The 19,412-nt window shown below is 56.4% G+C and carries 17 protein-coding genes; 5 read left to right on the top strand and 12 right to left on the bottom strand.

Going from position 1 to position 19,412, the window contains the following annotated elements:
- Positions 1-59: 59 nt before the first annotated feature.
- A complete protein-coding gene (gdhA, locus tag KVT34_RS20635) occupies positions 60-1,442 on the top strand; it encodes an NADP-specific glutamate dehydrogenase (protein WP_217560721.1) in 1,383 nt (460 codons plus the stop codon).
- An 834-nt stretch (positions 1,443-2,276) separates the two neighbouring features.
- Positions 2,277-4,088: a methyl-accepting chemotaxis protein gene (locus KVT34_RS20630; RefSeq protein ID WP_217560719.1), complete on the top strand. Its 1,812-nt coding sequence runs from the start codon at positions 2,277-2,279 to the stop codon at positions 4,086-4,088.
- 166 nt (positions 4,089-4,254) lie between these two features.
- On the opposite strand, the gene KVT34_RS20625 is transcribed toward KVT34_RS20630, so the two are convergent.
- The 4 genes from KVT34_RS20625 to KVT34_RS20610 all read right to left on the bottom strand — a co-directional run bounded on the left by KVT34_RS20625 (position 4,255) and on the right by KVT34_RS20610 (position 7,460).
- Positions 4,255-4,755, bottom strand: coding sequence for a hypothetical protein (locus KVT34_RS20625; RefSeq protein ID WP_217560718.1), 501 nt, complete (start codon positions 4,753-4,755; stop codon positions 4,255-4,257).
- A 161-nt stretch (positions 4,756-4,916) separates the two neighbouring features.
- Entirely contained in the window at positions 4,917-5,585 is a 669-nt protein-coding gene (locus KVT34_RS20620; protein WP_042231409.1) for an MgtC/SapB family protein, read from the bottom strand.
- A gap of 103 nt (positions 5,586-5,688) precedes the next feature.
- The gene (locus KVT34_RS20615) at positions 5,689-6,996 is read right to left on the bottom strand and encodes a uracil/xanthine transporter (protein ID WP_217560717.1); all 1,308 of its coding nucleotides are present in this window, start codon (positions 6,994-6,996) and stop codon (positions 5,689-5,691) included.
- 2 nt (positions 6,997-6,998) lie between these two features.
- Complete coding sequence (locus KVT34_RS20610) at positions 6,999-7,460, bottom strand: nucleoside deaminase (protein WP_217560716.1); 462 nt, start codon at positions 7,458-7,460, stop codon at positions 6,999-7,001.
- Between the two features lie 131 nt (positions 7,461-7,591).
- On the opposite strand from KVT34_RS20610, the gene KVT34_RS20605 reads away from it, so the two are divergent.
- Entirely contained in the window at positions 7,592-8,470 is an 879-nt protein-coding gene (locus KVT34_RS20605; RefSeq protein ID WP_217560715.1) for a LysR family transcriptional regulator, read from the top strand.
- A gap of 1 nt (position 8,471) precedes the next feature.
- On the opposite strand, the gene KVT34_RS20600 is transcribed toward KVT34_RS20605, so the two are convergent.
- From KVT34_RS20600 to KVT34_RS20560, 8 genes are all read right to left on the bottom strand, one after another.
- Positions 8,472-9,221 (bottom strand): uracil-DNA glycosylase family protein, encoded by a 750-nt coding sequence (locus KVT34_RS20600; protein ID WP_217560714.1) that lies wholly within the window; start codon positions 9,219-9,221, stop codon positions 8,472-8,474.
- A 336-nt stretch (positions 9,222-9,557) separates the two neighbouring features.
- Entirely contained in the window at positions 9,558-10,070 is a 513-nt protein-coding gene (locus tag KVT34_RS20595) for a hypothetical protein (protein ID WP_217560713.1), read from the bottom strand.
- A gap of 84 nt (positions 10,071-10,154) precedes the next feature.
- A complete protein-coding gene (locus KVT34_RS20590) occupies positions 10,155-11,345 on the bottom strand; it encodes an ABC transporter ATP-binding protein (RefSeq protein WP_309244115.1) in 1,191 nt (396 codons plus the stop codon).
- Positions 11,342-12,373: an ABC transporter ATP-binding protein gene (locus KVT34_RS20580; RefSeq protein ID WP_217560712.1), complete on the bottom strand. Its 1,032-nt coding sequence runs from the start codon at positions 12,371-12,373 to the stop codon at positions 11,342-11,344. Before KVT34_RS20580 ends, KVT34_RS20590 begins: the two co-directional genes overlap by 4 nt.
- Before the next feature lie 25 nt (positions 12,374-12,398).
- The gene (locus tag KVT34_RS20575; protein WP_217560710.1) at positions 12,399-13,244 is read right to left on the bottom strand and encodes an ABC transporter permease; all 846 of its coding nucleotides are present in this window, start codon (positions 13,242-13,244) and stop codon (positions 12,399-12,401) included.
- Between the two features lie 6 nt (positions 13,245-13,250).
- The gene (locus KVT34_RS20570; protein ID WP_217560708.1) at positions 13,251-14,201 is read right to left on the bottom strand and encodes an ABC transporter permease; all 951 of its coding nucleotides are present in this window, start codon (positions 14,199-14,201) and stop codon (positions 13,251-13,253) included.
- A gap of 58 nt (positions 14,202-14,259) precedes the next feature.
- The gene (locus KVT34_RS20565) at positions 14,260-15,837 is read right to left on the bottom strand and encodes an ABC transporter substrate-binding protein (RefSeq protein ID WP_217560707.1); all 1,578 of its coding nucleotides are present in this window, start codon (positions 15,835-15,837) and stop codon (positions 14,260-14,262) included.
- 395 nt (positions 15,838-16,232) lie between these two features.
- On the bottom strand, positions 16,233-16,685 hold the full coding sequence (locus KVT34_RS20560; RefSeq protein ID WP_217560706.1) for a MarR family winged helix-turn-helix transcriptional regulator: 453 nt from the start codon (positions 16,683-16,685) through the stop codon (positions 16,233-16,235).
- 325 nt (positions 16,686-17,010) lie between these two features.
- On the opposite strand from KVT34_RS20560, the gene KVT34_RS20555 reads away from it, so the two are divergent.
- Both KVT34_RS20555 and KVT34_RS20550 read left to right on the top strand, forming a co-directional pair.
- Positions 17,011-18,579: a PucR family transcriptional regulator gene (locus KVT34_RS20555; protein WP_217560705.1), complete on the top strand. Its 1,569-nt coding sequence runs from the start codon at positions 17,011-17,013 to the stop codon at positions 18,577-18,579.
- 15 nt (positions 18,580-18,594) lie between these two features.
- Complete coding sequence (locus tag KVT34_RS20550) at positions 18,595-19,368, top strand: SDR family oxidoreductase (RefSeq protein WP_217560704.1); 774 nt, start codon at positions 18,595-18,597, stop codon at positions 19,366-19,368.
- Positions 19,369-19,412 lie beyond the last annotated feature (44 nt).

Here is a 19,412-nt window from a genome sequence, read left to right as displayed (position 1 = left end):
CTCCCAGTAAAAACATGTAATAGTATTAGAAAATTAAATCTACAAGGTTGGTGAAGTGAATGGGAGTAACGCTTGGAGGCAAGGCCGTAAACGAAGTCGCAGCAAGAACGTATATTGAAGAAGTTTATCAGACTGTTTTACAGCGTAATTCGAATCAATATGAATTCCAGCAAGCCGTTAAGGAAATCGTGGAATCGCTTGTTCCCGTTTTTGCTAAAAACCCGCATTACATGAAAGCCGGCATTCTCGAAAGGCTGGTCGAGCCCGAGAGGCTCGTTTCGTTCCGTGTTCCCTGGGTGGACGATCAAGGCAATGTTAGGGTAAATCGCGGTTTCCGCGTTCAGTTCAACAGCGCCATCGGGCCTTACAAAGGCGGACTCCGGTTCCATCCTTCCGTAAACGAAAGCATCATCAAATTTCTCGGCTTCGAGCAAATTTTCAAAAATTCCCTGACCGGTCTGCCGATCGGCGGCGGCAAAGGCGGATCGGATTTCGATCCCAAAGGCAAATCCGACGGGGAAGTTATGCGCTTCACGCAAAGCTTCATGACGGAACTTTGTAAATATATCGGACAGGATACGGACGTTCCAGCCGGAGATATCGGTGTCGGAGCCCGCGAAATCGGGTACATGTTCGGACAATACAAACGTATCCGCGGCGGCTTCGAAGCGGGCGTTCTGACCGGCAAAGGCGTCGTTTACGGCGGCAGCTTGGCCCGTCCGGAAGCGACCGGCTACGGTACCGTCTACTTCGTGCACGAGATGCTGCAGGCCAAAGGCCTGAGCTTCGAGGGAAGCACCGTCGTCGTATCCGGCTCCGGCAACGTGGCGATTTACGCCATGCAGAAAGCCCAGCAATTCGGCGCGAAAGTGGTGGCATGCAGCGATTCCGGCGGCTATATCTATGATCCGAACGGAATCAATGTGGAGACGGTCCGCCAACTGAAAGAAGTCGAAAGAAAACGGATCAGCGAGTATACCCTTCTCCACCCCGGCTCCTTCTATCATGAAGGCTGCGACAAGATCTGGACGATTCCTTGCGATATCGCCCTTCCATGCGCGACGCAGAACGAGATCGACATCACGTCCGCCAAGACTCTTATCGCCAACGGGGTAAAAGCTATCGGGGAAGGCGCGAATATGCCGACGACGCTTGACGCCATCGACGCGTTCCTGCAGGCAGGCGTTCTCTTCGGCCCGGCCAAAGCGGCCAACGCCGGAGGCGTGGCGGTTTCCGCGCTGGAAATGTCGCAGAACAGCATGCGCCAATCCTGGACGTTCGAAGAGGTGGATGAGAAGCTCCACCAGATTATGAAGAACATTTACCAGGCTTCGATTCAAGCGGCCGCCGAGTACGACCACGCGGACAACCTTGTCGTGGGCGCGAATATCGCGGGCTTCAAGAAAGTGGCCGACGCCATGATCGCCCAAGGCATCATTTAATCTTCCTTATGCCCGGACATATACACGAAAAGCCTCACCGCCTTCAAAGGCCGGTTGAGGCTTTTTTTCGTAACCAAACAATCTTGACTGCCCATCGTGCTAGCGCCTTGCGGCCCCAAACCGACAGGGATGCAGGAAGCTATTGATTCAACAGCCACACTCGGCGCGCCGGAATCGGCCGTCAGAAAGGCTGCAGAGGCCTCTGGTGGCCCGATACCCCCTGCAAAGCCTTCCCGGATGTTTCGCCTGTTTCAGCGGCCCTGACGGGCTCCTGCGGGCTCCGTTCATTGTCGTCATGCCCGACCCTCTTATCGGATAAGATCGGTCGGACCCAAACGGCTCTCAGTTTAGCCTCTTCCCGCCCGTCCGTGCTCGTTGCGGTACGATTTTTTCTCTGCCTTCCTTCCCAAACTGGATAGCCTCTTTCATGAGCTGAAATTTTTTAAAATTTCTTCCGTTCATGTCGAAACGGAGAGGACGGTGTTGTTTTTTGTCGAAATACGAAAATCAAATGTAAAACTGAAGTTCTAAAGATTACACTTCATGTAATGTCCATACATGAGTCTGTTGGAAGGAGCGATGCGAAAAACAGATTGGATCCGATACTGCCAAGCCAACCTTACGAGGAACAGCTACCACAATGAAGAAGCCGACGCAACAATGAATGCGCTTACAGTCTTATCGAGGTATCTCCAGAAAATTTGGCTCAATTTCAATTTATGAGCAGCAGCGAAATGTTGTAAGTTCCGGTTTTTTTCCGGAAGCGCCTTCGCGCAAATTTATTTCAGACTATACAGGGAAATTTAAAAGGGTATCGTTAAGGGAGGCTCATCTATGAAGGGTTTAAACCGGCTGCGCAGCGTGCAGGGAAAATTGTTTATCATTATAGCCGCGGCTCTGCTGCTGCCCGCATCTCTACTCGGTTATCTCACCTACAAACAGACCGAATTCGTCAACTACACGGCAGTAACCGGGAAAAAAGAAGAGCTGGAAAAACTGTCTCCCCGCTTCTCCAAAATGTTCTCCGAAGCGGAGAAGCTTGTACTGGAGGCAGCCGCCAAGCCCGAAATGCAGCTTGATAAATACGCCTTCCCTGAACCCAAGCGGACGGACTACCAGAATATGCAGAAAGTGAACGATGTCCGTCAAAACGATTTTTACGTGAACTTTTTCCCTACCCTGCTCGATCAGAGCTATTATTTGAGCATGTTCTACTCGACGGCCAAAGGCCAGTCCTACGTCTACCCCAAGGTTCCCCTTGAAGTGGATCTTACCAATTTCGACACGAGGGAGCGCGGCTGGTATAAAGCGGCCATCGCCAACCCCGATAAGGTAAACTGGACCGAACCTTACCTGGACGCCGTGAACACCAGCATCTCGACCATGACGCTGTCCAAAGCCGTCAAGGATGCAAGCGGCAACGTCATCGGCGTCATCGGGCTTGATTTCGGCTTGAACGCCATGGCCGGCGTGATGCGCGACAATATCAAGATCCAGACCATCTGGATTCTCGGCATCACCTTTGTTCTCGGCATGGCGGGCCTCTATCTGTTCGTACGCCAGTTTGCCGCCCGGATTAAGGCGCTGCGCAGCGGGATGCACAAACTGGAGGCCGGCGATTTCACGCATAAGGTGAAGCTGAAGGGACAAGACGAGATCGCCGATCTCGCCAGAAGCTTCAACGACATGGCCCTTTCCCTGGCCGGGCTGATCCGGCAGGTATCGGTTTCGGCGCACACCGTGACAGAGGTTGCCGGTGAAGTGTTCCAGCAGACGAAGTCGTTCTCTGGCTCTTCGCTGGAGGTCACCCGGTCCGTCGAGGAAATCGCCACCGGAGCGGGCGAGCAGGCGGCCGTAGCCGAGCAGAACAGCCAGATGGTGAACGACATCGACTCGCTGATGCTCCGGCTCCGGGAAGATACCGGAGAGACGATAGCCATTGCGCAGGATACGGAAGAACTGAGTGCGGCAGGTCTCCGGCAGCTCGATTCTCTGCAGGATCTTGCGGCGGAAGGAACACGGAAGAACGAGCATACCTACGCCATCGTTCACGCGCTTAAAACGAAGTCCGAGGAAATCGGCCATATCATCCGGATTATGCGGGAGATCGCTTCGCAAACCAACCTGCTGGCGCTGAATGCCTCCATCGAGGCTGCCCGGGCCGGCGAACACGGCTCAGGCTTTGCGGTCGTCGCCCACGAGGTGAAGAAGCTGGCCCAGCAGTCGGAGCAGTCCGCCGACATTATCAACTCCATCGTCCTGGACATTCAGCAGGAAATCGGCGGCACGCTTTCTTCTTTCTCGGAGTATAACGAGCTGATGAGCCGGCAGAATCAGTCCCTGGAATATACGAAGGTTGCTTTTGCCGGCATCTCGGACGCGGTCGAAAGAACCACTTCCCGGATTCAAGTGATGTCCCGGAGCATTGATAAGATTACGGAGATAAAGGACGGCATGCTGAATTCCATCTCCAACCTCTCCGCGATCAGCCAGCAGACTGCGGCCGGAACCGAGGAGGTTGCCGCCACGATGGAAGAGCAGCGGACGGCCGTCGTCGCCCTGACCGACATGTCCGATCAGCTTAAAGCGACGGCCGCGCATCTGATCGGCGAGACCAAGAGATTCAAGCTGGAGCAGGACAGCTAGCCGGGGCTCCCCCGCTTTACGTAGCCGCCCCGCCCGGTAAAGCCCATTCATCCGTCCGGCAAGCCCGCTTGCTTCCGGATTAGGGCGGCTGAACCCGTAACAGATCACCCCTGTGCCGAAGCGCAACCGCTTCGTACAGGGGTGATCTGTTTTTGCCAAAGGTCTTTCAATAGTAAGTAACCTCGCTCCGGGTCCCGAGCGGAAGCATTTCATAGAGGTAACGCTGAACCCTCTCCTTGACCTCGTCGGTGACGGGAATCGAAGCCCGGGCCACAAAATGGACGGTGCCCGTGACGGAATCGTATCGGCTGAACGTAAAGCGGATGCTCCTCATGAACAAATCGTTCAGCGCCGACGCAATGCGGTACTGGTTGGATTCCCGGGCCACCGCCGCTTTCCAGATCGTCTCCGGCAGCTCCTGGATGCGGGCCTGGGGAATACTGTCCGTCTTGAGCTGGTCGTAAGGTTTTACTTTAAAACAAACATGAGGAAGCAAATAACTCGAAGCGAATTCCTTCAGATTGGCCATGTCTTCGGCGGTCAGAAGCAGTTCTTCGTTCCACGCGTAGATGACCGCCGTATTTTTACCGTCTGTATGAACACGGACATATCTTAAATGAGGATAGCGCTGCTGAATCAACTGCTCGGCTAATAATCGGGTTCCCACTAGCCTCACCTCGGCGAAAATAGTTTGTAAGTCCGCTCTGCGAACGGTTGCAAGACTTTCCGGTGCTTCTGCTCCGGTTATACAGTATATGCAGCGCGGGCTCTCCGTGTTCAAACAAATACCGCCCCCCATGACGGGGGACGGTATTTGTTACGGGGTTCTTACTGAACCTCGATGGTAAGCAAGGCCGGAACCTCGCGAGTCAGGTTGAGCAGTTCCTCCACCCGGTACGTTTCGGGCAGCCTTACGGTGATCTCCAGAACTATTTCGTCCGTTTCCTTCGTTGCATTGTCCATCGTGAAGCTGAGAACTTTGATGCCCCTGCCCCGGATGGCCGCCAGCATGTTCTCCAAAGCATCCGGCTCGTTGGCCAGACGCATGAACAAGTGCTCGCTTTTCGGAGCCGCAAGCCAGTTGAACCGGCCGTGCAGCACTTTTTGCGCAGCCAGGATCAGCAGCGTGACGCCGATTCCGAGCCCGTACATGCCGGAACCGACGGCCATCCCCACACCGGCCGTAGCCCAGATGCCGGCAGCGGTCGTAAGCCCCTTCACCGTCTGCTTCTGCATGAAGATCATGCCGGCACCCAGGAAGCCGACTCCGCTGACCACCTGCGCAGCCACACGGGAAGGGTCTAACCCGAGATTGGGCCAGTCCAGTTGGTCCTGGAAGCCGTATTTGGAAATCGTCATCATAAGCGCCGCACCCACGGCCACCACAAAATGAGTACGGATCCCCGCTTCCTTGGAGCGGCTTTTCCGCTCGTAGCCGATAAGCGCTCCGCATATTCCGGCGACAAGCACCCTCAACAAGTAATCGAATTGAACCATATTCTCACTCCCCGCCGCGTCTTTCAACTATGAAGACCGCCTTGGCCTTGCGTTAACTATTACCCGATTGCGGCCGTTTGATCACCAGCTTATGCAGGATCTTTCAATCGTAACCCTTTTCCTTGACGATATCCAGCTTTGTCCAGTTTACGCAAGTTTCCAGAATCAGAGACATCAGGATCCCCATCACCAGACCGTTGCCCGCAAGCGGACGGATATAAACGGGCAGCGCCGAGAATACAACGGAGGGCGTGTTCATGATGCTGACACCGAGCAGAATAGGCAGGGCCAGCCGGTAAATGGTTTTGGAATTAAATCTCGTTCCCTCCACCGAACGGACGGCAGTACCGAACATCTGCAGATAAGCGACGAAAAGAACAGCGCTCCCCACACTGACCGGCAGACCGGAAAACCATCCTCCGAGAGGCGGGATAAGCCCCAGCACGAGAAAAAGTCCTCCGCCGATAGCGAGAGCCTGGCGGTGCAGGATTTTCATGCTCTCCAGCAGCCCCATCGAAGAGGCGAAGGTGCCGAACGGAATCAGGCCGAATACGGGCGCCAGCAGGGTCATCAGCCCCGTGATCAGGAACGAGCGGCGGTACTGGCTCTCCGTGGCGGCTTCGCCGTACAGCTTTTCGGCGGCCTTCAAAGACGTTACCGTGTTGGACATGTTGATGAAACCGACGACGAAAGAAGCCGCCATGATCCCGACATCCACCCGGAGGCTTCCCCATGGAAAAAGTCCCTTTACGGCCGCTGCGTGGTCCGGCATACTGGCGGGAGCCGGGAAAGCGAGCCCGTAAGCGGCCCAGCCCAGCAGGATGCCGAAAAGCATGGCAAAGTTGCTCACCCATCCGCGCCCCTTCAAATAAACGACCGCGACAAATAGCGCGATCAGCACCGACAGAAGGGCTGCCGCCGGACTCATCCGCCCGTCCTCCCCTATCCCGAGCATGCCTGTGAAGAAGTTGGCCATAAGCTGGGCGGACAGGAGAAACAGAGAGACGCTGATAACGACCGGGTTAAACAGCCTGCGCAGAATACGCGCAAAACCGAGCAGTCCGAGGACGGCCATCATCAGGCCGGATAAAAGGTACCCGGCGGCAAGTCCTCCGCCGACCGCCTTCATGTCCGCGCCGCTTGCGGCGGCCGATGCGGCGATGCTGAGCGTGAAGCCCCACCAGACGCCGGCAGGACCGTCCATCAGGGCAAACCGATGGCCCCAGTACGCCTGGAGCATGCAGGCGGCGCCGGTCAGCACGAAGGACACCTGCAAAGAGAAAGCGATTTGGCCCGGCGCCAGCTGGAAGACATGCCCCAGCGTGAGCGGTACCACGATCGTATTGGTCAGGATGAAAAACATCCATTGAAGGCCCGCCAGACCGATCTTAGGCGTGATTGTCGCACGCATGATCAGGCCTGGCTTTCTTTCCAGATCGTGTAGGGATGATCCGGACAATCCGGCTCCACGCGGACAAGCTGGACAACCCTTTTCTCGGGAGCAAGCGCCAACTGGTCGTAAACGAATTTCGTACTCATTCCGATTCGGGAAGCTTCCTCTTCCGTATACGCGTAATAAACGGCCTTGAATTTGGCCCAGTAGACGGCGGACAGGCACATCGGGCAGGGCTCGCCGCTGGCATACAGCTCACAGTCGGATAAATCCGACTGCCGGAGCACACGGCTCGCTTCACGTATGGCCTGGATTTCGGCATGTGCGGTAGGATCGTGCGTCTCCAGCACATCGTTCACGCCTTCGGCGATAATCCGGCCGTCTTTTACAATAACGGCCCCGAACGGCTTGCCCTTTTTTTCACGGGTATTCGTGCATGCAAGCTCTACGGCCCGCTTTATAAAAACATCGGTAGAATCCATCGGATAGTTCCCTCTTTCCATAACTCGGATTTATACAGCATTTCCATGGTATCATGATGGGAAGTATATAAATAATATCAATAAAATTTGTTTCCTATATGATTTTCGTATGGAAAAAGGAGACGATCGGGTTGGATCTGAAACAACTTCATTATTTCAAAGCCATCGCGGAAGAAGGACAGATTACGGCCGCCGCCAAAAAACTTCATATCGCCCAGCCTCCGCTCAGCCAGCAGCTGAAAGCGATGGAAGAAACGCTCGGCGCCGCTTTATTCCGCAGAGAAGGCCGGAAAATGCTGCTCACCGAAGAAGGCCGGACCCTGTACAAACACGCGGTCAAAATCATCGCTTCCATGGAAGAAGCGCAGGAAGAGATTCATGCCGTACGGAGCGGCTGGTCGGGCAAGCTCTGCATCGGGGTCAATACGCTGTCCGACGATCTGCTCCCCCGTATACTGGGCGAATTCAGGCAGAACTATCCCCAGTTTACGTTCAAAATTCATCAGAACGAATCGTCGATCCTCTGCCGGCTGCTCAAAGAACAGACCATCGACTTGGCCATTGTCCGCATGCCGCTCCCCCTGCCGCTGCAGGATTTTACCGTGTATTATGTGCGTTCGGAGCGTTACTGCTTCGTAACGGCGGCTGGCGACATGCAGGCGCAGAGCCCCGTCACGTTCGAGCAGATCCGCGAGTATCCGCTGATTATTCCGAGTACGGAGGGCCTGGGGCTTCATCATATGATCCACGAAGAATTCGCGAAAAGACGGCTCGAACCCGACATCGTGTGCGAATGTTCCGATATGTCCACCCTGCTCCAGCTCGTCTCTTCGGGACTCGGAGCCGGAATCGTGCCGGAAACCGTGCCGAGGCTGCATCCAGGCCCGCTCCTTCGATATATTCCCATCGAAGGCGACATCCTTCCGGCGCAATCGGCCTTGATCGGACTGAGGGACGGGTGGCTTTCGCGGGCGTCCCGGTCGTTTATCGACGCTTACCGGAACTGGTAACCTATGCGCGTCCGAACTTCTCCTCCAGCCGCCGCTTCATAGCTTCCCGATGTTCGGCGAACTGCTTATGGCGGTGACCGTTCGCCCCGGAAGGATGCGGAAACCCGCGCAGAATGCCGCACTCCCCAAGGAACCCTTCCTCTTCCATCTGCATCAGCAGGCCTTCTACCGTCTTACCGAGCGGAATAATCAGCGCTCCGGGCTGCCGCTCCAACTCTTCCTTCGTGAAAGCGAAAGCCATTTCCCGCAAAAATTCATTGGACAGAAGAGGCGGCTGCGCGCCCGTGTAGTTTTTTCCTTGTACGAAAACGGGGTACCGCAGCAGAGAAGTCGTATGCAGCACGGAACCGATGCCTTGCGTGAACAAATCCCCGCTCGAAGCCAATCCCAGATAACGGTGCAGCTCAAGCTCGTCCAGCATCGAAATCAGGTTGCGCCGCATGCTTCCCGAGAACCTTGCCGCTTCCTTCGCCTTTCTGACGATCTCGTCGTCCGGCAGTCCTTGAAGAAGACCGGCCCTTGCCGTTTCGAAGGCCGTTTTCATTTGGGTCCAGCCCGGCGTAATCCCCACGATCACGACTTGGGCGGATGGACGGATAAATTCGTTGTGAGGTGCGTAATACATGGCCAGCCTGCCGCTTCTTTTCATCAGAAAATCGCCTGTGAGAAGGTCTTCTTTGGTGAGCGGGCGATCCGCCGGCAGTGAAAGAATAGCAGGCTTGTATGTATGGAACTCGCTTGTCGGCAGCATGTTAGGCTGACCTCCTTTCTATTGGGGTGATCCGGGGTGTTGCGGGGTGTTGCGGGGTGGTCTGGGGTGGTCTGGGCTGTTGCGCGATCCACCCTTTTACGGTAAATCGGACTGCTGCGCTATTCCGGTTTTACCCACGGTTTTCTACGGGTATTGCCGGGCTGTTCCATGGAGAACCTGCTCCTCTGTTAGAGATAGGTTCGAGCCGCTTGTTTCGGATATGCAAGGCAACGCTTCTGCCTGCTCCGGACGCTTGGCGCTTTTCCGCCCGCCCGTATCAATAAAAGGCCGGAACCGCATAAAGCACGGATTCCAGCCTTCAGCCTTTTACTTGTGTTATTCCTTCTCGGACAAAAATTTAAGAACAAGCGAATAAGTGCCGTTTTGTCCCGGAGCGGAGAGTCCCGGTGTATCCTCAATCTCCGACGCCTTGTCCGCCCCCTCTCCCGCAGACGGCGCCTCCAGCATGAGCCAGTTCGAAGCCAGCGAGCTGCGCAGCAGCTCCGCTTCGTCCGCCGTCAGCGAGAGTCCGTCAATCCGGCCTACGGACGCGGTGAAATCCGTTTCGGCTTCCCGGCCGAGCCGTTCTTTGAGCCACGACTGGAGTCCGCCGATGGTATTGAATTTCATCCGGTAGCCGTTTCGGATCCCTTCGGCAATCTGTTCGCCGTGCGTCTCTCCGTAAACGAAAAAATCTTCGTAATTGGAGTCATCGCCGGACACTTCCTGCAAAGGCTTTACATCTCCGGACGCCGCACTGGCCAGCAGCACCTCGTCGGAAAGGCCTAACCGGCGCACACGCTCCAGTAATACAGCCGTTTTTTGCGAAAATCTTGCCTGCTTCTCCATATGAAACACCTCTATTCGTAAGCTGTCGCTGTTTCTGCCTGCCGCATCTTGGTCTATTCTTTCCTCAGTTTATAGAAAATTCCGCTACTCATGCAAGTGGCAGGCCGTATAGTGCCCGGGGGCGATCTCCCGCAGTTCCGGCTCCTGCACCGCGCAGCGGCCTATCGCAAACGGACAGCGGGAACGGAATTTGCATCCCGTTATCGACTCCAGCGGACTCGGCAGATCCCCCTGCAGAATACGGCCGCCTGCCGGCGCGGCCTTCGGATCGGGAACCGGTATCGCGGAGAGCAGCGCCTCCGTATAAGGATGCGCCGGGCTCGTATACAGTTCCTCGCTCGGAGCGACCTCCACCAGCTTGCCCAGGTACATCACGCCGATGCGGGTGGAAATATGCCGCACCATCGATAAATCATGGGCGATGAACAAATAGGTCAGCCCGAGCTCATCCTGAAGCTCTTCCAGCATATTGACCACTTGTGCCTGCACCGACACGTCAAGCGCCGAAATCGGCTCATCGCACAGCACAAATTCCGGGCTGGCCGCCAGCGACCTGGCAATGCTGATCCGCTGACGCTGACCTCCGCTGAATTCGTGAGGGTAGCGGTCCGCATGCTCGCTCTTCAGGCCGACCTTGGCCAGCAGCTCAAGCACACGCTCACGCCGCTCCGCGCGTGAAAAGGCGCTGTGGATCTCCAGCGGCTCGGAGATGAGCTGGAGGACGTTCATCCCCGGATTCAGCGAGGAATACGGGTCCTGGAAAATGGCCTGCATCCGTTTCCGATAAGGCTTTAGCTCCTTCTCGGCCATCGCGGCCATATCGCGGCCGTCGTAGCGGATCTCGCCGGAAGTGACGTCGTGCAGCCGGATGATGCAGCGGCCTGTCGTGGACTTGCCGCAGCCGGATTCTCCGACAAGACCGAATGTTTCGCCGCGGTGAATGCGGAAGCTGACGTCGTCGACCGCTCTCAGCTCCCGGATGGTACGCCCGAACAAAGATCGGGATGCCGGAAAATATTTCTTGAGCCCCCGGACGTCGATCAGCACGTCCCGGCCTTGGTCCGGGGAACCGGCTGCATCGCCCGATTCCCCGCCGTCAGTACCGGGGGCCACCGAGGCAGCCGCATGGTTCCCGTCCGTGGCTCTGCGGCCGTCTCCTGCGCCTGGGGTACCGGGAGCTTCACCCCTCACGGCTGCTCCGGCTGCGCCCGGGTCCACGCCCTTCAACGCAGCATGGCTCGCATCAGGGGCCGTTGTATCGCGCTCTTGGCTCACGAGTCTTCCTCCTTTCGCTTCGTGTCGGCCGCCTGCGGCACGTTCCCGCTATCGCGGCTGCCGGGCACCCCCGCCAACCAGCACAGCGAGCGGTGTCCCGGCTGCGCTTCGTAATACGGCGGGAGCCGCAGGCACTTCTCCATCGCATGGGGACAGCGCTCCATGAACGGACAGCCCGGGGGCGGATCGAGCAAATTCGGCGGCGTGCCTTCGATTGGCACGAGCTTTTCCCGGGAATCGCCGCCCGTCTTGGGGATGGACCGCAGCAAACCCTGCGTGTACGGATGCTGCGGAGTCTCGAAGATAGCTTCCACAGGCCCCTCTTCCATCACGAGCCCGCCATACATGACAACGACCCGGGTACAGACCTGCGCGACCACGCCCAAATCGTGCGTAATGAGCAGAACGGACGTCCCTGTCGTATCGCACAGGCTCTTCATTAAATCCAGAATCTGAGCCTGGATGGTGACGTCCAGCGCAGTGGTCGGCTCATCGGCGATCAGCAGCTCGGGCGTGCAGGAAATCGCCATCGCGATCATCACACGCTGCCGCATTCCCCCGCTGAATTCGTGCGGGTACTGGTCGATTCTCTTTTCCGGCGACGGAATACCGACCTCCCGGAGCAGTTCTATCGCCCGCAGGCGGGCCGCCTTGCGGCCGAGCTTCCGATGGCGGCGGATCACTTCGGTGAGCTGCGTCCCGACTTTGACAACGGGATTGAGCGAGGTCATCGGGTCTTGGAAAATCATCGCCACCCGGTTGCCGCGCAGCCTCCTCAGCTCTTCTTCCGGCAGCCGCAGCGTATCCGTCCCCTGAAGCATCACCTCGCCGCCGACGATCTTGCCCGGGGGTTGAATCAGGCGGATCAGGGACTTGGCCGCCACGCTTTTGCCGCTTCCCGATTCCCCTACAATGCCGACCATCTCGCCTTTCTCTACCGTAAAGCTCACGCCCCGGACCGACTGCACTTCGCCTTCCCGGGTGAAGAACGAGGTTTTTAAATCACGAACCGATAATAAGGAAGCCATTCATCTCCACTCCGTTGCTGAAAAATTAGCGCCGGTTCACCTTCGGTTCAAACGCCGAACGGAACACATCACCCAGGTAATTGAAGCTAAGAACTGTCGTCAGAATGAATAAGCCGGGAAACAAGGCCAGGTAGAAGTTTTCACCCAAATAACCCTTGGCGTTGTTTAGCATGCTGCCCCAGGAGGCATAAGGCGGTCGTACGCCGAGCCCGAGAAAGCTCAAAGCGGATTCCATCATAATCGTACCTGCTATCGAAATCGTGGCGGCCACGATAATTGTCGGGACAATGCTCGGAATAATATGCCGGGCGATTATCCGGAAGGTGCTCTGCCCGGACACACGGGCATACAGCACATATTCCCTTTCCTTGACGGAAATGGTCTCCGCGCGCACAATCCGGGAGATGTACATCCAACTGAGCAGGCCGATAATCAGAATGATGGTCAGAATACTCGGCTTTAAATAGGCGTTCAGAATAAGCATCAGGAAAAAGGACGGAATAGACAACAGAATATCGACCCCGCGCATAATAAAACTGTCCGTTTTGCCGCCGAAATACCCGCTGACCGTACCTACGGCCGTCCCGATAACGACGGACAAGATCATCGACAAGAAGCCTACGCTGAGCGAAACCCGGCCGCCGTACAAAGCCCGCGCGAAATAATCGCGGCCGTTGTCATCCGTCCCGAACCAATGCTCGGCGCTCGGGGGCTGCAAACGCTCCGTCAGATGAATGGCATTGGGGTCGTACGGAACGGCGAAAGCGAATATCGCCGCCAGCGCGTACAGCCCGAGCAGGATCAGCGCCGCGAGGCCCGACTTCTGCCGGAGCAGCTGCGCCTTGAGCAGGCGCCATCTCATGGAGTTCATTCGTCCTCACCTCATCGTTTTTATTCGGGGATCTGCCAGGCCGTACAGCACGTCGGCCAGCAAATTACCGAAAATGAGCAGGAAAGACGACATCATCGTCATGCCCATAATGAGCGGATAATCCAGACCGAAGACCGCGTTGATGCCGAGCGAGCCCATGCCGGGCCATGAGAAAATACTTTCCACAATAAAAGCACCGGTGATAATCTCCGCAAAGGACAAGCCGAACAGCGTGATCACGGGCAGCAGCACATTCCTCAGAATATGGCGGAAAAGTACCGTACGTCTGGTCGAGCCGTAGGCGTACTGGATCTGGACGTAATCCTCCTCCAACTGGCTGATCGTACTCGACCGGATATAGCGCATAAACACGGAGACATGCGTGATGCACAGGACCAGACAAGGCATGATGCCGTGTTTGATGACATCCCAGGCGGAATGGACACCGATCGTCCGCATCCCCATACTCGGAAGCCAGTGCAGTTGAACGGTGAAGACGTAGATCAGAATCAGCGCAAACCATAAGCCCGGCAAAGAAATGCCGATGTACGACAGAAGGCTGAGCACACGGTCCGCCAGCTTGTTTTTATACACGGCCGAGATGAGTCCCAGCACAACGGCGATAAGCAGCGAGAGCAGGAATGCGGAGCCCATCAGCCCGATTGTTGCGGGAAGGCGTTCCACAATCAGGGTCAGCACGGGCCTGTGATTGTTCAGCGAATACCCGAAATTGCCCGCCAGCACATTTTTGAGCCATAACCCGTACTGGATGTACAGGGGCTGATCCAGCCCCATGTTCTGCCGGATCCGTTCCACGTCCTCCGGGCTCATATTCGGCGTTACAAAAGAAAGAACGGGATCTCCCGGAGCCAGCCGGATCAGCGCAAACGAGACGATCGAAATAAAGAGCAGGATAGGTATCAACTGCAGGATGCGGTGCAGCACGTATTTTCCCAAAAGAAATTCCTCCGTCAATGACGCCTGGTTGTCTTTGGTTCCGTCCGGACTACCGGCTTCATTTCATGTAGATTTTCGAGTAATCGTCAAACAGCACAACCTGTTTCGGCACAGCCTCTTCGAGACCCCCGAATCTCGCGTCTACCGCCACGATCGACTTGCCGTAAGCGATCGGATACGTCGTGACTTCCTCGGCGGAAATCTCCTGGATCGACTGGTAGAGCTTCGCGCGTTTGGCGGAATCCGTCTCCACGGCCGCTTTCGTCCACAGCGCGTCGAACTCGCTGTTTTTGTAATGCGAATAATTGTACGATCCGCTGCTGAGATAGAGCGGTTTGTAGGCATCGGGTTCGAAGCCCATACTATAGCCGCCGAAGGACATATCGTATTCCTTGTTGTCTTTGTTCAGGGCTTTCTTGCCCAGCGCCGCTCCGTCCAGGGGAATCAGCTCCACGGTCACGCCGATGGCTTTCAGCTTCTGCTGCAAGTAAAGCGACATGTTCTCCTCCGCCTTGCTGCCGTTGAAGTACGCGAAGCGGATTTTCAGCCCTTCGGCCCCGGCCGCTTTAAGCAGTTCCTTCGCTTTTTCAGGGTTATAGTCGTACCCCTTCAGATCTTTCTGCTGGTACAAAGTATCCGGCGAAAAAATGGAAGAAGCCGGCTCCGCAAACTCTTGGGACGAAAAACCCGTCGTAATCAGTTCCTTCTTATCGAGGCCGTGCACGATAGCCTGGCGGACTTCCTTCTTATTCATCATCTCGATGTTCGTGTTGAACACCATCGTCGTGACTCCGCCCGAAGGGAACGTGATGACGTTCGCCTGCCCGGTGCCCTTCACTTTGTTGTAGTCCTGGGGCTCGATCAGCATCATATTGATTTCCCCGTTTTGGAGGGCAAGTACTGCCGCGCTGCTGTCCTTGGCCACGCGGTAAGTGATGCTGTCCAGCTTCGCTTTCCCGGCAAAATAAGAGTCGGACCGTTCCAGCGTCACATATTCTCCCGGACGGTACTCCTTGAATTTGAACGGCCCCGAGCCGATCGGCCGGTTGTTCTTGGAGCTTTTCTCCAGATCGCTTTCTCCCGCGAAAATATGCTTTGGAACGGGGATCAGCTGTACCAGCGCGCCCTCGAATGCCGCGGTTGTCTGCGGAAGCGTGAATTCCACGGTCAGGTCGTCGATTTTCTTCGCCTGGATAGGCTTGCCGTCCAGCACGAACAGACTGCGGAAATAGCTGTGCTGCTTCTCGTCCAGCACCTGCTCGAAAGAGAACACGACGTCATCGGCCGTCAGCTTCTGCCCGTCATGCCATGTCAGGCCGTCGCGCAGCTTCAGCACGTATGACTTGAGGTCCGCGGACGGCGTCAGGCTCTCCGCCAGCACGAACGTTTTCTTGCCGTCATTGATGCTGAAAAGCGGCGCAAACAGCGACTTGCCGATCGTAAGGGACATGCGGTCTCCGGCGTACAGCGGATTGAATGTTTTCGGATCGTCCTTGATCGCCACGATAAGGCTGCCGCCTGTTTTCGGAGCGGACGACCCCTCCGCCCCTTCCGGGCTTCCCGTTCCGCTGCACGCGCTTGCCGATAGAACAATGACGGACATGAGGACAGCAGCTAAACTTTTGGACCATTTCATAAAAACCCCTCCTGATAAAAAATGAAATCCCTGCGAACCTTTTGTTTACATCTAAACCCATCTGTTTAGTCGGATAAATGATAGAGGAACACACACCTAGGTTACTCCAGCAGGTCCCCATCGCCTTCGATGTCTTCCTTGGTCTTCCTTGGTCTTCCTTGGTCTTCCTTGGTCTTCCTTGGTCTTCCTTGGTCTTCCTTGGTCTTCCTTGGCCTTCATGGCGCTTACCGAGCCGCTACCCAATCCGCAGCCGACGCCGCATCTTTGATGTCCACCAGGACATCTTCGGTAGCTTAGGAGAATGCCTGCCATCCGGCTGTGCGTTTCTGCATGAGCAGCCGCGGCTGCCTGACTGGCTAGGCGCTAGTAAGCTTGCATCTCGTTTCTCCGGCATCTCATTTCATCTTTTCTTTCAAAACGTTATCCAGCAGCCGTTCCAGCAGTGAAAGTCCCCGGACAATAGCTTCAAGCTCCTCCAGCGACGAGTTTTTAACGAAAAGCTCCTGAAACTCCTGCACGTTGGCGAGAATATCCTTCATCTTGTCCTCCGCTTCCGGGGACAACTGAATCTTCACCACACGCTGATCTTCCTTCGTCCTGAAGCGCTCGACCAGGTTCATATTCTCCAACCGCGAACAAATGGCTGAAACGTTGCTGTCGACCATATTGAGCGCCGACCCGATATCACTGACCCGCATGGCCCCTTCCTTATCGAGAAGAAGCAAAATGTTGATCGACGGAGCCGTAAGGTTATGCGGAGAATAGTGCTGGTTGACGATTTTGGCGTGTTTCGTATCAATCACCCGCAGCAGCTCGCCCACCTTGACGCAATAATCCGTAAGTTTCATGGCATTCCTTTCCTGCATTTATTTATTACGATAAATATTATAACGATAAGTATATGACGTCAATGCTTTTTCTTCCGGAATCGGGAAATATCTTTTGAAAATAATTCGTCTCGGCCGGAACGGCAAAAAGTCGCCCTTTCCCAAGGACGCGGGTCATACGTTTTCTTTGTGCCGCCGCCCAAACGCCCCGGACTTTTTTTAGTTTGCGGCCCATACGAAGCGCGAAAAGCCTCTGGTATAGTTAATCGCATGAGGGCGGGCTTCTTGCCTGCATTCCGGGAGATTGTGGTACGATCAAGCCATGATCTATCTGCGAGGTGAGCCGATGACGACGTCTTTTACGGTTAAAAATTTGCTCGATATGCCGCTCTTCCGGGGAGCCGAGGTTTTGGCGGGGGCACAAGGGCTGTCTAACGAAATTTTTTATGTAGACTGCATGGAGACGCCGGATCTCACAGGCTGGCTGCGGCCCAATGAGCTTATCCTGACCACGGGCTACTCCTTCCGGTTCGAGCCGTCCATGCTGTGCAGGCTTCTCGACGAGATGCACCGGGTCGGAGGCTCTGCCGTCGGCATCAAAACGAAGCGGTATTTGCAGGAAGTGCATCCCGAAGCGATCGAGCTGAGCAACCGCTACGGCATTCCGCTGTTCGATATTCCGCTGGACGTGCCTTTCATGGACATGACGCGCTCCATTATGGACCAGATTTTGCAGCGGCAGGCTTATCTGCTTAAAGAAGTCCACGAAGTAAACCAGCAGTTCACCGGTATGGTCCTGAACCGCAAATTTTCGGAGCTTGTGATTCTTATCGGGAAGCTGCTGCGCTGTGAAGTGGCCATTCTCAACCGGGAAGGCGACGTGGAGAGCTGCACGGCGGACTATAATGCGGCAGCCGGTGTGGAGAACCGTCCTGTTTTTACGGGGAACCGGATATTCGGAACGCTGTCTCTTACGCGGAAGTTGGAAGACGGTGACCATTTCGAGAAAATGTGCCTGGATCATGCCGTGATGGCTCTCGCCATCGAATTTACGATCCGGCAGGCCCAGCAGCTTCACCGGTCGCGGGAGCAGGAGCTTTTTGTGGCGGAGCTTCTCTCGGGCGGAGTTTCCCGCCAGGAAGACCTGCTCCGGTACAGGGCTAAGCATCTGGGCATCCCTTACGACGGCTTCGTTTACGTCATGGCGCTCCGGGCCTCCTGTCCCGCGGATACGGATTCCGAGACGGTTAAGACCCTCCACTCCCGCCTGGCCGAAGAAGTGAACCGCGACAGCGGCGGGCAAAGACGGCTGGCCGTCGAGATCAACGACCGCCTGCTCCTTATCTGCGCGGCAGACCGGCCGGAGACCGGGAAGCAGTTGGAAACCGCCCGCAAGTATAAGGCGGAGCTGGAGGCCAGGGCTTCCCGGATCGTCGGAGCGGACGCAGCCGCCATAATCGTCCGGTGCGGCATCGGCACTGTCCGCGGCCAATACGCGGACCTGCACGCGAGCTGCCTGGAAGCCCGGCAGGCGCTGGCTTTCGGAGAGCAGGCGGCGGATCAGCCGGAAGTGCTCCATTTCCATGACAGGCTGGTAGAGCATCTGCTCATGGACATCGCCGGTCACCCGCTTCTGGAACAGCTTCACGGAGAGCTGATCCAGCCGCTGCTGGATTACGACGGCGAAGCCGGGACGGAGCTGCTGCCGACGCTCGAAGCTTACCTGAAGTCGGGCAGCACGAAACAGGTGGCCGAAGAACTGTTCATCCACCGCAATTCCGTCTTGTACCGGCTGGAGAGAATCCAGGAGCTGCTGCGGACGGATATCCATGATCCGGACATCCGGTTCCGGTTGGATCTGGCGATCCGCTACGGACAATCCCGGAAAATCAAACGCGTTTGCCCTCAGCTTTAACTACGAAACGAGGAGATGGATGCGATGTCAACGTTACAAGACCGGCGTGTCGTGATTATCGGAGGAAGCTCCGGAATCGGGCTGGCGACAGCCCGGCTGGCTGCCGGACAGGGAGCGGAAGTGATTATCGCGGGACGTTCCGCGGAAAAGCTGAAACAGGCTGAAGAAGCGCTCAAGCTTCCGGCGTGCGGTGTGTCGCCGCATGAGGATATCCACCCGGCCGGGCGTGTGCGCACCTTCAAGCTGAACAACCGAAACGAAGACGAGCTGCAATCGTTCTTCGACCGGGTCGGAGCTTTCGATCATCTGTTCACCCCGGGCGCTTCTTATGTGCGGGGACCGATCACCTCGGACGCGGAGACCGCGCACAGCTGCTTCGAGGGAAAATTCTGGCCGCAGTATAACGCCGTCAAATATGCGGTGCCTTATCTGTCCCGCAGCGGCTCCGTCGTGCTGATGTCAGGGGCTTTCAGCCAGCGCCCGCTTGGCGACGGGGCTTCCTATGCAGCTTGCAACGGAGCCATCGAAAGCCTCGGCAAAGCGCTTGCGGTCGAGCTGGCTCCCGTGCGCGTCAACGTGGTCTCGCCGGGCACAATTGTGACCGATTTCAATTGGGAGGGCGCCTCTCGGGAGAAGCGGGAGGAGTCGTACAACGCGTACAACGACATGTGCCTGCTGGGCCGGACCGGAAACGCGGACGAAGTGGCGCACACGGTCGTGTACTTGATGACGAACGGTTACACGACCGGAAGCACTCTTTTCCCGGACGGCGGTTACATCTTACGCTGATGCCCTGAACAACGGGTATGGGCGGCCGCCCATGCCTTGCTTCT

This window comes from Paenibacillus sp. GbtcB18 (assembly GCF_019091125.1).
In the GTDB taxonomy this organism is placed as follows: domain Bacteria; phylum Bacillota; class Bacilli; order Paenibacillales; family NBRC-103111; genus Paenibacillus_F; species Paenibacillus_F chitinolyticus.
Note: the sequence above shows the minus strand (reverse complement) of the source record. Positions and strands in the feature narration are given on the sequence as shown.

Coding starts and splice junctions, on each gene's coding strand:
- gdhA (WP_217560721.1), top strand. CDS start 60: ATGGGAGTAACGCTTGGAGGCAAGGCCGTAAACGAAGTCGCAGCAAGA.
- KVT34_RS20630 (WP_217560719.1), top strand. CDS start 2,277: ATGAAGGGTTTAAACCGGCTGCGCAGCGTGCAGGGAAAATTGTTTATC.
- KVT34_RS20620 (WP_042231409.1), bottom strand. CDS start 5,585: ATGGTTCAATTCGATTACTTGTTGAGGGTGCTTGTCGCCGGAATATGC.
- KVT34_RS20615 (WP_217560717.1), bottom strand. CDS start 6,996: ATGCGTGCGACAATCACGCCTAAGATCGGTCTGGCGGGCCTTCAATGG.
- KVT34_RS20610 (WP_217560716.1), bottom strand. CDS start 7,460: ATGGATTCTACCGATGTTTTTATAAAGCGGGCCGTAGAGCTTGCATGC.
- KVT34_RS20600 (WP_217560714.1), bottom strand. CDS start 9,221: ATGCTGCCGACAAGCGAGTTCCATACATACAAGCCTGCTATTCTTTCA.
- KVT34_RS20595 (WP_217560713.1), bottom strand. CDS start 10,070: ATGGAGAAGCAGGCAAGATTTTCGCAAAAAACGGCTGTATTACTGGAG.
- KVT34_RS20580 (WP_217560712.1), bottom strand. CDS start 12,373: ATGGCTTCCTTATTATCGGTTCGTGATTTAAAAACCTCGTTCTTCACC.
- KVT34_RS20575 (WP_217560710.1), bottom strand. CDS start 13,244: ATGAACTCCATGAGATGGCGCCTGCTCAAGGCGCAGCTGCTCCGGCAG.
- KVT34_RS20565 (WP_217560707.1), bottom strand. CDS start 15,837: ATGAAATGGTCCAAAAGTTTAGCTGCTGTCCTCATGTCCGTCATTGTT.
- KVT34_RS20560 (WP_217560706.1), bottom strand. CDS start 16,685: ATGAAACTTACGGATTATTGCGTCAAGGTGGGCGAGCTGCTGCGGGTG.
- KVT34_RS20555 (WP_217560705.1), top strand. CDS start 17,011: ATGACGACGTCTTTTACGGTTAAAAATTTGCTCGATATGCCGCTCTTC.
- KVT34_RS20550 (WP_217560704.1), top strand. CDS start 18,595: ATGGATGCGATGTCAACGTTACAAGACCGGCGTGTCGTGATTATCGGA.